At 57.8% G+C, this 12,840-nt stretch carries 10 protein-coding genes; 8 read left to right on the top strand and 2 right to left on the bottom strand.

Annotated features, from left to right (window positions below; all coding sequences use genetic code 11):
* Positions 1–309: 309 nt before the first annotated feature.
* The 8 genes from N6G83_RS01385 to yejF all read left to right on the top strand — a co-directional run bounded on the left by N6G83_RS01385 (position 310) and on the right by yejF (position 10,691).
* Entirely contained in the window at positions 310–1,284 is a 975-nt protein-coding gene (locus tag N6G83_RS01385) for a GTP-binding protein (protein ID WP_164100094.1), read from the top strand.
* 78 nt (positions 1,285–1,362) lie between these two features.
* Positions 1,363–2,073 carry a phosphatase PAP2 family protein gene (locus tag N6G83_RS01380; protein WP_025303552.1) on the top strand — a complete coding sequence of 237 codons (711 nt, stop codon included), beginning with the start codon at positions 1,363–1,365 and terminating at the stop codon, positions 2,071–2,073.
* 410 nt (positions 2,074–2,483) lie between these two features.
* On the top strand, positions 2,484–3,059 hold the full coding sequence (gene mepS, locus N6G83_RS01375; protein ID WP_025303553.1) for a bifunctional murein DD-endopeptidase/murein LD-carboxypeptidase: 576 nt from the start codon (positions 2,484–2,486) through the stop codon (positions 3,057–3,059).
* Positions 3,060–3,471: 412 nt separating this feature from the next.
* Entirely contained in the window at positions 3,472–5,058 is a 1,587-nt protein-coding gene (locus N6G83_RS01370; RefSeq protein ID WP_025303554.1) for a cyclic di-GMP phosphodiesterase, read from the top strand.
* A gap of 89 nt (positions 5,059–5,147) precedes the next feature.
* On the top strand, positions 5,148–6,956 hold the full coding sequence (locus N6G83_RS01365) for an extracellular solute-binding protein (RefSeq protein WP_049208504.1): 1,809 nt from the start codon (positions 5,148–5,150) through the stop codon (positions 6,954–6,956).
* Positions 6,957–6,965: 9 nt separating this feature from the next.
* A complete protein-coding gene (locus tag N6G83_RS01360; protein WP_049208502.1) occupies positions 6,966–8,057 on the top strand; it encodes a microcin C ABC transporter permease YejB in 1,092 nt (363 codons plus the stop codon).
* The gene (locus tag N6G83_RS01355) at positions 8,054–9,079 is read left to right on the top strand and encodes an ABC transporter permease (protein WP_025303557.1); all 1,026 of its coding nucleotides are present in this window, start codon (positions 8,054–8,056) and stop codon (positions 9,077–9,079) included. Before N6G83_RS01360 ends, N6G83_RS01355 begins: the two co-directional genes overlap by 4 nt.
* A gap of 1 nt (position 9,080) precedes the next feature.
* On the top strand, positions 9,081–10,691 hold the full coding sequence (yejF, locus tag N6G83_RS01350) for a microcin C ABC transporter ATP-binding protein YejF (RefSeq protein ID WP_260514402.1): 1,611 nt from the start codon (positions 9,081–9,083) through the stop codon (positions 10,689–10,691).
* Positions 10,692–10,699: 8 nt separating this feature from the next.
* Here yejF and N6G83_RS01345 read toward each other — a convergent pair whose 3' ends face one another.
* Positions 10,700–11,044, bottom strand: a complete 345-nt coding sequence (locus N6G83_RS01345; protein ID WP_004935763.1) for a YejG family protein — start codon at positions 11,042–11,044, stop codon at positions 10,700–10,702.
* Between the two features lie 594 nt (positions 11,045–11,638).
* Entirely contained in the window at positions 11,639–12,835 is a 1,197-nt protein-coding gene (locus N6G83_RS01340; protein WP_025303559.1) for a Bcr/CflA family multidrug efflux MFS transporter, read from the bottom strand.
* Positions 12,836–12,840 lie beyond the last annotated feature (5 nt).

The following is a 12,840-nucleotide window of genomic DNA, read 5'->3' as shown; positions in this document are numbered from 1 at the left end:
ATTTTTAGTTAAGCCAATTTAACCATAGAGGATCTTGTTAGGAATAATCGCAAGGAAAGGGACAGGATTTGATCGTTAATCGCGTCATTAACAATGTAAAAACAAGCTACTAACAAAAGTTAACCGTATCTAATACAGGGTTTTATCTAAGAATTTTCTTGCAAAGAAAGGTGGATTTTATCGGTTGAAAAGCGCAGGGTGACGTGCAAAATTTGCGAGATAGAGCACAAATTAAATCGCGGTCGTTTCACCGATACGGCTGCGTAACTCATTTATTAAGCAGGTTAATTTTTGCGCCAGGAATGATTAATGACCAAAACCAATTTGATTACCGGTTTCCTCGGCAGCGGTAAAACCACCACTATCCGCCATTTGCTGGCTCATAAACCCGAACATGAACGCTGGGCGGTATTGGTCAATGAATTCGGCGAGATCGGCATCGACGGCGCGCTGCTGGCGGACAGCGGCGCGGTGCTCAAAGAGATCCCCGGCGGTTGCATGTGCTGCGTCAACGGCCTGCCGATGCAGGTGGGTTTGAATATGCTGTTGCAACAGGCCAAACCGGACCGGCTGCTGATCGAGCCGACCGGGCTAGGACACCCGAAGCAAATCCTGTCGCTGCTGACCCAGGAGAGCTATGCCGGCTGGATCGATCTGCAGGCCACGCTGTGCCTGCTGGATGCCCGCCAGCTTAGCCAACCCCGCTACCGCGACAACGAAAATTTCCGCGATCAGCTGGCCGCGGCCGACGTTATTCTGGCCAGCAAAAACGATACCTATCAACCGCAAGACAGACTCGCGCTGGAAGCCTGGAGGGCGCAAGATTCGCTGCAGCGGCCCTGCTACGCCATCACGCAAGGCGAAGCAGATGTCGCGCTATTGTCACTTCCTCGCACAAATCGTACAGAATTGCCGGACGCGCAGCATCATCATGGTCAGGCGAAAAAGCAGGGGCTGGCGGCGCTGCGGCTGCCGGAACACGCCCGTTGGCGGCGAGCGCTGAACGAAGGGCAAGGCTTCACCAGCTGCGGCTGGATTTTTGACGGCGACACCCGGTTCGATACCGTCGGTTTCATGGAGTGGGTGCGGCTGGCGCCGGTCGAACGAATCAAAGGCGTGGTGCGCATCCCCGAAGGCACATTGCTGATCAATCGCCAGGGGCAGGATCTCAACATCGAAACCCGCCCGCTCGCACCGCTCGACAGCCGAATTGAACTGATCCACAGCGAAAATGCCGATTGGAACGCCCTGCAATCCGCCTTGTTTAAGATTCGTTTAAGTTAAACCCCGTACCGTTGCCCCCCGGTTGTCGCAGGGCAACCGGGTTTTGTTTCGTTTTCATTTTTCCAACAGGTTTATGTCATGACACGCCGCAATTTACCCTTCATTCTCTTCTTCAATTTACTGGGCGTTGCGCTGTTTCTGTCCTGGTTCCTGCCGGCCAATCACGGCGGCTGGTTTACCCTGGATTCGGCGATCTTCTTCTTCTTTAACCGCCATCTGGCCACCGACCCGGCGTTTTTGCACCTGGTCGCCATCACCAACAACCGCGCGTTCGACGCGATCTCGCTGCTCGCCATGGGGCTGCTGTATCTGTACTTTTATCTGAAGCAGGACGCCGCCGGCCGCCGCCGTCTGGTGATCACCGGCGTGGTGATGCTACTGACCGCCGTGGTGCTGAACCAGCTTGGCCATCTGCTGCCGGTGAAGCATCCGAGCCCCACCCTGACCTTTGACAATATCAATCGCGTCAGCGAACTGACCGGCATCCCCACTAAGGACGCTTCCGGCGACAGCTTCCCCGGCGACCACGGCATGATGCTGATTATTTTTTCCTGCTTTATGCTGCGCTATTTCGGCCGCGGCGCCTTTGCCATCGCCCTGCTGATTACGCTGGTCTTCTCATTGCCACGCGTGATGATTGGCGCCCACTGGTTTACCGATATCGCCGTCGGCTCGCTGTCCGTGGTGCTGGTTGGTGCCAGCTGGGTGCTGATGACGCCTTGCAGCGACTGGATCGTCGATCGGTTGAACCGCCTGTTGCCCGGCAAGCACCGTCCCAGCCAACCATAATATGCATTTATGACTCATACCGGGAGGTGCCCGCCTCCCGGCCTTTCCCCCTTCGCCGAGCGCAAAATGTCGCCACCAGTCGTTAACGCTTTTGCAACCTGATTTCACGCCAGATTCATACATCGGACAATTGGCGTTTTTTATATGAAGATTTACATTATGTTACATCACAAATTCATATAAAAAAGACGGGAAAAAGGCTCGCAATCCCCTATTTGTTCCGGTAATCTCAGATGCGTTTGTGCCTGGTTTAAGTCGAATCAGTATGGAATCCGATAAAAATGTGCGTTCTCGCACGTTTTCAACGGTAACTGGTTGTCGATGCAACAGGTGCGGACTAGGCTCGTTCCGTTTGGCATTTTTCAGGTAGCGACTTTCGTCGTTAAGGACTTCAAGGGAAAACAACAACAATGGTCAAATCTCAACCGTTTCTGAGATATTTTTTGCGGGTAGTCCCTGCAATTGCCGCTGCGGTTATGCTGTCAGCGTGCAGCTCGACTCACACTTCGAACTTGAATAACGCACAAACTGAGATGCGTGCAGTTAATGACAAAGACGGTCTTTTACTGCAAGCCTCTCAGGATGAATTCGAAGCGATGGTCCGCAACGTTGACGTCAAGTCAAAGATTATGGATCAGTACGCGGACTGGAAAGGCGTTCGCTACCGCTTAGGCGGTGACACCAAGCGCGGCATCGATTGCTCGGCGTTTGTACAGCGCACCTTCCGCGAACAGTTCGGTATGGATTTACCGCGTTCTACCTATGAACAGGAAGATCTCGGCAAGAAAATCCAGCGCACCAAGCTGCGCGCCGGCGATTTAGTGCTGTTCCGCGCCGGTTCTACCGGGCGCCATGTCGGCATCTATTTAGGTAACGATCAGTTCGTTCACGCTTCTACCAGCAGTGGCGTCATGATTTCCAAGCTGACCGATAACTATTGGAATAAACGTTATCGAGAAGCACGCCGAGTGTTGACCAACGGCTGACGGCGCAACGCCCTGAAGATCCTGAATACCAAACGAGCGATAAGCGCCGCCTACGGGCGGCGTTTTTTTTGGCTGTCGAATGGGTATCATCAAGATTGATCCCTGCCTTATCGTCACCGTTCCCCACTTAACACTGCCGCACGTCGTTATTTTGATAAACTGTTGGCAGGAAATCGCGCCATCGAGGAAAAACTCGCCTATTATCGTCAGATGACGGCAACGGCGCCCCGGCGTTATTTAAAACGTTTCCGCTTAAAATAGGCGCATTATATTTCTGTCGGCGACGCCGCGTATTTAAACGGCGCCGCCGGTTGGTTCGGGATAAAAAGTCAAAAATGAAAAAAAAGCCGTTGGCACAATCCATTAACCGGCTGTGCGACACCCCTGACGCCCGGTTGCAGAGGACTCGGTTATGGGTTTGAAAAGAGCTTTTGCCCGCAGCGTGTCTCACCGACAGCGCAGCCTGGCTAAAAGCGGTGTCGCTGCCCTGGTATTTTTTACGCTCTTCACTGCGGTCACGCTTTCTTTGATCAACCACCAGCGCACGCAATATCAACACAAGGTCGAAGCGCGTACGCAAAAATTCACGCTGGGTTATATCTCGCACCTGACGGCAGTGATGCAGCAAATGATGCCGCTACTGGACAAGCCTTGCCTCTCCAGCCAGTCGGATATTACCTACCAAGCGGCCTTTACCAGCGGCGTGCGCACCTTCCTGTTGGTAAAAGGCGGCTACGCCTATTGCTCTTCCGCCACCGGTGACATGATGTTGCCGATGAAAAATCTCTACCAGGAAATCGACTGGGATCTGCCTTTGGATCTGAAGCTGCAGCAGGGCACGCCGATCGTACCGAACAAACCGGCGGTGGCGGTTTGGCTGCGGCATCCCGGCGAAAAGGCCACCGGCATCCTCGCTACGTTGGACATCGATCTGATGCCCTACTTACTGTTCACCTCGCATGACGAACAGGCGCCGGGCATCGCCATCGTGATGGGCAACCGCGCCCTGACCACCTTCAGCCCAAACCTGATGCCGGTCGATCAACTGCCGAAAGGCAAGGCGGATACCCTGACGATGCCCAATCTGCCGCTGACCATCCTGTTCTACAACGAGAAACTGACGCCCAATGACATTCGCCTGACGCTGCTGGGCAGCCTGGTGCTGTCGCTGATGATTGGCGTGCTCTGCTACTATATGCTGCTGTTGCGGCAAAGCCCGGAGCGTGCGCTGCTGCGCGGCATCAAGCGCAACGAGTTCTTTATCGAATACCAGCCGGTGTTCCATACCGACAGCAACAGCATTGGTGGGCTGGAAGCGCTGATCCGCTGGCAGCATCCGCTCGAGGGCCGCATCCCGCCCGATGTCTTTATCCCCTACGCCGAAAGCAACGGGCTGATCGTGCCGCTTACCCGCCATCTGTTCAGGCTGATCGCCGAAGATGCGCCGCAGCTCGCCAAAGCGCTGCCACGGGGAGGCAAAGTCGGTCTCAATATTTCCCCTGCCCACCTTAGCGCGCCGTCGTTCCATCAGGACGTGTATGAACTACTGACGCAGCTGCCGGGCGATTACTTTACGCTGGTGTTTGAAATCACCGAACGCGGCATGGTGGAAGAAGAGAGCGCGCTGGCGGAGTTCGACTGGCTGCACAAACAGGGTATCGAGATCGCGGTGGACGATTTCGGCACCGGGCACAGCGCGTTGATCTATCTTGAGCGCTTCACCATGGATTACCTGAAGATCGATCGCGGCTTCGTCAACACCATCGGCCAGGATACGGTCACCGCGCCGGTGCTGGATGCGGTGATCTCGCTGGCGAAAAAGCTGAAAATGCTGACGGTGGCCGAGGGCGTGGAAACCGCCGAGCAGATGCAGTTCCTGCAAGAACACGGCGTCAACTTCATGCAGGGCTACTACTTCAGCAAGCCGCTGAGCATCGATGATTTCGTCGCTTACTGCAATGCTAATCAGGTCTTTGATTATCAGGAAAAAAATAGTTAATCTTTAGGCAACTTTACCCTGCGCCCACCCGAAGAATGTTATGCTGGGCGCAGGTTGTACCTTATTCCACAGCAGGAGCTTACCGTCCGATGTCCGTGCGCATTTTCGCTGCTCTGGTGCTCTCGGCACTGAGTTTCGGTCTGCAGGCCGAAGCCCTCAACGAAAGCTACGCTTTCGCCCTGCTCGGTGAACCGAAATACGCCACCGACTTCAGCCATTTCGACTACGTCAACCCGGCGGCGCCCAAAGGCGGCGACGTACGGCTGGCGGCCATCGGCACCTACGACAACTTCAACCGTTTCGCTACCCGCGGCGTACCCGGCGAGCGCACGATGGAGCTGTACGATACGCTGTTCACCAACTCCGACGACGAACCCGGCAGCTATTACCCGTTGATTGCCGAATCGGCCCGTTTCCCAGCCGACATGCGCTGGATGGAATTGGATATCAACGCCCGCGCCCGCTTCCAGGACGGCAGCCCGATCACCGCCGCCGACGTGGCCTTTACTTTCAATAAATTCATGACCGAAGGCGTACCGCAGTTTCGCTCCTTTTACAAAGGCGTCACGGTCAAGGCCATTTCCCGGCTGACGGTGCGCATCGAGCTGCCTAAGGCAAATCGCGATCAAATCCTCAGCCTGCTCAGCCTGCGCGTATTGCCGGAAAGCTTCTGGAAAAACCATAAGCTCAACGAACCGCTCAGCACCCCGCCGCTCGCCAGCGGCCCGTACAAAATCGGCGATTACCGCCTCGGCCAGTACATCACCTATCAGCGGGTGCGCGACTACTGGGCCGCCAACCTACCGGTGAATCGCGGCCGCTATAACTTCGACAGCATTCGCTACGATTATTACCTGGACGATAAAGTGGCGCTGGAAGCCTTCAAGGCCGGCGCTTATGATTTCCGCATCGAGCCGTCGCCCAAGAGCTGGGCCACCCAGTATCAGGGCGGTAATTTCGCGCGCAACTACATCATCAAACAGGACGAAACCAATCAGGCGGCACAGAATACCCGCTGGCTGGCGTTTAACCTGCAAAAACCGCTGTTCGCCGATCGTCGGGTACGGGAAGCGATCGGCCTGGCTTTCGACTTCAACTGGATGAACAAAGCGCTGTATTACAACGCCTATCAGCGCGCCGACAGCTATTTCCAAAATACCGCCTACGCCGCCCGCGGCTACCCGGACGCCGCTGAACTGGCCTTGCTGGCGCCGCTCAAAGGCCAGATACCGCCAGAGGTGTTTACCAGCATCTACCAACCGCCCTCCTCCGACGGCAGCGGCAACGATCGGCAAAACCTGCTGAAGGCGACCCAACTGCTGAAAGAAGCCGGTTGGGTGGTCAAAAATCAAAAGTTAGTCAACGCGAAAACCGGCCAGCCGTTCACCTTTGAATTGATGCTGCTGAGCGGCAGCAACTTCCAATATGTGATGCCGTTCCGCCACAACCTGCAGCGGTTGGGCATCGAGATGCAAATCCGCGAGATTGACGCCTCGCAGTACACCCGCCGTCTGCGCGAGCGCGATTTCGACATGATGTCGACGGTGTATATGGCAATGCCGTTCCCCAGCGCCAACTTGCAAATCATTTGGGATTCGCAGTACATCGATTCCAGCTATAACACCCCCGGCGTCAAGGACCCGGCGGTTGACAGCCTGGTCAGGCAAATCGCCGCCCATCAGGGCGATGAAAAAGCCCTGTTGCCGCTCGGCCGCGCGCTGGACCGGGTGCTGACCTGGAACAACTACATGCTGCCGATGTGGTACTCCAACCACGATCGCTATGCCTATTGGGACAAATTCTCCACGCCGTCGATCCGCCCGGCCTATGCGATCGGCTTCGACAACTGGTGGTACGACGTCAACAAGGCGGCGCGCTTACCGGCTCAGCGGCAATAAGGAGTCGGAATGGCGGCCTATCTGATACGCAGACTGTTATTGGTGATCCCCACGCTGTGGGCGATCATCACCATCAACTTTTTTATCGTGCAAATCGCGCCCGGTGGCCCGGTGGATCAGGCCATCGCCGCCATCGAGCTGGGGCACGGCAGCGGTTTTGGCAGCGGCGGTGTCGGCGAAGGCCTGGGCCATGCCCGGACGGGCATCGCGGCAGGCGACGGCCAATATCGCGGTTCGCGCGGCCTGGATCCGGAGGTGATCGCCGAGATCACCCAACGGTACGGCTTCGACAAACCGCTGCACGAACGCTACTTCACCATGCTGTGGAACTATATGCGCTTCGACTTCGGCGACAGCCTGTTTCGCGGCGCTTCGGTGATGCAACTGATTAGGCAGAGCCTGCCGGTCTCCATCACGCTGGGCCTTTGGAGCACGCTGATCATTTATCTGGTGTCGATCCCGCTCGGCATCCGCAAGGCCGTCCACAACGGCAGCGCATTCGATACCTGGAGCAGCACGCTGATCATCATCGGCTACGCCATTCCGGCTTTCCTGTTCGCTATCCTGATGATCGTGCTGTTCGCCGGCGGCAGCTACCTCGACTGGTTCCCGCTGCGCGGCCTGGTGTCCAGCAACTTCGACACCCTCTCGTGGCCGGCGAAGATCGCCGACTACCTCTGGCACATCACATTGCCGGTGCTGGCGACGGTGATCGGCGGCTTCGCCACCCTGACCATGCTGACCAAAAACGCGTTCCTTGATGAGATCCGCAAGCAGTACGTCACCACCGCCCGCGCCAAAGGGTTGGACGAAAAAAAGATCCTGTACCGCCACGTGTTCCGCAACGCCATGCTGCTGGTGATCGCCGGTTTTCCGGCCACCTTTATCAGCATGTTCTTTACCGGCTCGCTGCTGATTGAGGTGATGTTCTCGCTCAACGGCCTAGGGCTGCTGGGCTACGACGCCACGCTGCAGCGCGACTACCCGGTGATGTTCGGCACGCTGTATATCTTCACCTTGATCGGCCTGCTGTTGAACATCCTCAGCGATGTCACCTACACCCTGGTCGATCCGCGCATTGACTTCGAGGCCCGCCAATGAGCCGCCTTAGCCCGATCAACCAGGCGCGCTGGGCGCGTTTTCGCCGCAACCGCCGCGGCTACTGGTCGCTGTGGATCTTTCTGGTGCTGTTCACCCTGAGTCTGGCCGCCGATCTGATCGCCAACGACAAACCGCTGTTGGTGCGTTATGAAGGCCGGTTATACCTGCCGTTTATGATTAGCTACAGCGAAACCGCCTTCGGCGGCGAGCTGAACACCGAGGCCGACTATCAGGATCCGTTCGTCCAGCGGCAGATCGAACGGCACGGCTGGGCGGTCTGGGCGCCGATCCGTTTCAGCTACGACACCATCAACTTCGCCACCGAGGTGCCCTTCCCTTCGCCGCCTTCGCGCCATAACCTGCTGGGCACCGACAGCAACGGCGGCGATGTGCTGGCTCGTGTTCTGTACGGTTTTCGCATCTCGATGCTGTTCGGCCTGGCGTTGACGCTGTTTTCCAGCCTGATCGGCGTGTGCGTCGGCGCGACCCAGGGGTATTACGGCGGGCGTTTCGACCTGTGGGGGCAGCGATTTATCGAAGTGTGGTCGGGCATGCCGACGCTGTTTCTGATCATCCTGTTGTCGAGCATCGTCCAGCCCAATTTCTGGTGGCTGCTCGGCATCACCATCCTGTTCGGCTGGATGAGCCTGGTGGGCGTAGTGCGCGCCGAATTCTTGCGCACCCGCAACTTTGACTACATCCGCGCCGCGCGCGCCATGGGCGTGCCGGATCGCGTGATCATGTCCCGCCATATGCTGCCTAACGCCACGGTGGCGACGCTGACCTTCCTGCCGTTTATCCTTTGCGGCTCGATCACCACCCTGACGTCGCTCGATTTCCTCGGCTTCGGGCTGCCGATAGGCTCGCCGTCGCTCGGCGAATTGCTGCTGCAAGGCAAAAACAATCTGCAGGCGCCGTGGCTCGGTATCACCGCCTTCTTGGTATTGGCAGTGCTGCTGTCGTTATTAATCTTTATCGGCGAAGCGGTGCGCGACGCCTTTGACCCCAGCAAGGCGCATTGATATGGCCACTCCTTTGCTCGCAATTCAAGATCTCAGCATCGCCTTCCGCCAGGGCGACACCGTCACGCCGGTGGTCAACGAACTCTCGCTGCAAATCGCGCCGGCGGAAACGCTGGCGCTGGTAGGGGAATCCGGCTCCGGCAAAAGCGTCACCGCCCTGTCGATACTGCGCTTGCTGCCCGCACCGCCGGTGGTTTACCCTGCCGGCGATATCCTGTTCAACGGCGACTCGTTGCTGCATGCGCCGGAAGCGGCGCTGCGCAAGGTGCGCGGCAATCAGATCGCGATGATCTTTCAGGAGCCGATGGTGTCGCTTAACCCACTGCACACCATCGAAAAACAGCTGGCGGAAGTGTTGATGCTGCACCGCGGCCTGCGGCGCGAAGCCGCGCGCGCAGAGATCGTCGAGTGCCTGGAACGCGTCGGCATCCGTCAGGCCAAGAGCCGGCTGCAGGATTACCCGCATCAGCTGTCCGGCGGCGAACGCCAGCGGGTGATGATCGCCATGGCGGTGTTGACCCGCCCAAAACTGCTGATCGCCGACGAACCCACCACCGCGCTCGACGTTACTATCCAGGCGCAGATCCTGACGCTGCTGCAAGAACTGAAGCAGGAGATGGGCATGGGGTTGCTGTTTATCACCCATAATCTGAATATCGTGCGCCGCCTGGCGGATAACGTGGCGGTAATGCGTCAGGGGCGCTGCGTAGAGCAAAACGCCCGCACGCAGCTGTTCAGCCGCCCGCAACATCCCTACACGCAGCAGCTGCTGGCCGCCGAGGACGTCGGTGAACCGCTGCCGCTGCCTGCCGCAGCCAACAGGCGCCCCGGCGACGAGCGGCCGCTGCTCAAGGTGGAAGATCTGCAGGTGCGCTTCCCCATTCGCCGCGGCCTGCTGCGCCGCACGGTGGATTATCACTATGCGTTGAAGTCATTGAGTTTCGAGCTGCGCGCCGGGGAAAGCGTGGGGCTGGTGGGAGAATCCGGCTCGGGCAAAAGCACCACCGGGCTGGCGCTGCTGCGCCTGCTGGCCTCTCAGGGCGCCATCTGGTTCGACGGCGAACCGCTGCACCCGCTCACGATGAAGCAGATGCTGCCCTACCGCAGCCGAATGCAAATCGTCTTCCAGGATCCCTATTCCGCCCTGAACCCGCGCCTGAACGTACAGCAGATCATCGCCGAAGGGCTGGAAGTGCACCAGCGGCTTACCGCCGAGCAACGGGAACAGCGCGTGATCGCGGTGTTGCAGGAGGTCGGGCTGGACCCGCAGCTGCGCCACCGCTATCCCACCGAGTTTTCCGGTGGCCAGCGCCAGCGTATCGCCATCGCGCGTGCACTGATCCTGCAGCCACAGTTGCTGATCCTCGACGAGCCGACCTCTTCGCTGGATAAATCGGTGCAGGCGCAGATCCTGACGCTGCTGAAATCGCTGCAGCAACGCCACCGGCTGGCTTATCTGTTCATCAGCCATGACCTGCAGGTGGTGCGTTCGCTATGCCACCAGGTCATCGTGTTGCGACAGGGAGAAGTGGTTGAACAGGGAGACTGCCGGGCGATTTTCGCGGCGCCCGCCGCCGACTATACCCGTCAACTGCTGCAGTTGGCGGACTAGCGGCGAATTTAGAAAGGGTATTGCGCGCTGAGCGGTTCGGCGATCGCGGCGCCGACGTTTTTCAGGCGGCACATGGTGGCGCTCTCGTCGCTGCGCTGCACGAACAGGCAAGGTTCCCCTTCCCATTCAACAATCGCGCAGTCGACCTGAATCTCCTGCAGCGACAGATTGAGCTGTTGCATGACCTGCCAGGCCTCGGCCCCTTCATGGCTGAGTAACTTCAGACCAATCAGGTTGTTATCTTCGTCTATTCCGTTAAACGGAATCGGTTCGACCTTCACGCCGGTGAAACCGGATAGCCAACGATAACTTTGCGGCAAGCGATGCACTACCGAAAGTTGGATACTCTCCACATGAAATCCCTAGATTGAAAAGGTGAAACACTTTTACCTGACAGGGTTACTAAGTTATAGCCGCTGACTCCCGACTCTGCCGCGCACAAATGTTATTTAAATGTAAATTTTGCCGCTAGCCATTAACCTGACCCCGTGCTTGCCGATGCCGTGCCATTTTTTGGCGCGCCGTGCGGTGTTATTTCACGGCATTTTGCGACTCAGCTCGCATTTTTGCGTTATATGTAACCCTTTCCCGCAGCGATCTCAACTCTTTTTTCTTGCAATGCGACTACTTTTCAGACGCCATATTTTTACAATGAAGAAACATTTAGCCCGCCACGTTGGCGCAGCCTCCCCTGCTAATGCCTTGATTTACATCAATCCTAATACAAACCATCCGCAGCACTCAGCCGGCAGAACGCTGCGCCTCCCGAGGAATATTAGGCGATGCGGCGGTGGAATTTTTTAACAAAAAACACACAGAGGGGAAAACGGCCAATTAATTAGCTTGCGTATATTTAGCAACAAATTTTTCATTGCCAGTTGCACCCTGAAATGGCAAGGCGCAACCCTAAGGCGATGCGGGGCAAAACGCCCCGAATCGGGAGAACGTCAGGCTGCGCGATCGCGCGGCCGGCTGGCGTAAACATAGAACAGCACCGCCACGATGCTGCACAGAGCCATCGAGGTGACCATGGGCCAGGCGCTTTTGCCCGGCGCCATCGACAGCACCGCTCCCACCAGCGCACCGATGCTGAAGCGCAACGTACCGGCCAAGGAAGAAGCCGTGCCCGCCATATGCGGGAAATCATCCAGGATCACCGCCATGGCGTTGGAGGAGATCATCGCGATGCACCCCAGATAGACCGCAACGCCGATCACCAGCGCCCAGAAACCCAGACCGACAGCGCTCACCGCCAGCAGCCACAGCCCCATCGCCAGCTGTACCAGCAGCCCCAGCTTGAACATCTTGACCGCGCCGAACCGCCGCACGTTGCGGCTGTTAATCAGCGTCGTCAGGAACAGGAACACGATGTTCAGCGCAAAATAGTAGCCGAAGTGTTGCGGCGAAACGTGGTTCAGTTCGATGTAGACGAACGGCCCGGCGCTGAGGAACGAGAACATGCCGGCGAACGAGAAGGCGCTGGCCAGCATGTAGCTCAGCACCCGTTTGTGGCGGAACAGCGAACCGAAATTGCCCAGCGTGGTGCGCAGGTGGAACCGCTGTCGCCGTTCTTTCGGCAGCGTCTCCTTGATGAACAGGGCCACCAGCAGTGAACCGATCAACGCCGCGGCGCCCATGGTCCAGAAGATGGCGTGCCAACTGAACCACAGCAGCAGCGCCCCGCCGATCATCGGCGCCAGCAGCGGCGCGATGGTCATCACCAGAATGACGAACGACATCATGCGCGAGAACTCGTCCTTGGTGAACATGTCGCGCATCAAGGCGTTGATCACTACGCTGGCGGCGGCGGCGGCCAAACCGTGCAGGAAACGCAGCCCGATCAGCTGATCGATCGATTGCGCCATGGCGCAGGCGCAGCCGGCGATGGCGAAGATCAGCGTACCCCACAGGATCACCGGCTTGCGGCCGATGCTGTCCGACATCGGTCCATAGAACAGCTGCCCGAAGGCAAAGCCGAGCATATAGGCACTGAGCGTCATCTGCACGCTGCCGGACTCGACGCCAAACTGGGCGGCGATCACCGGCATACTGGGCAGGTACATGTCGATGGCCAACGGCATCAACATGGACAACAGGCCCAGAATGAAAATCAAACCGAGATGAGAGGTTCGGTTCTGTTGCACGTTCC

It is taken from the genome of Serratia sp. PL7, assembly GCF_945957435.1.
The sequence above is the reverse complement of the archived record's forward strand: the minus strand, read 5'-3'. Positions and strand labels throughout refer to the sequence as shown.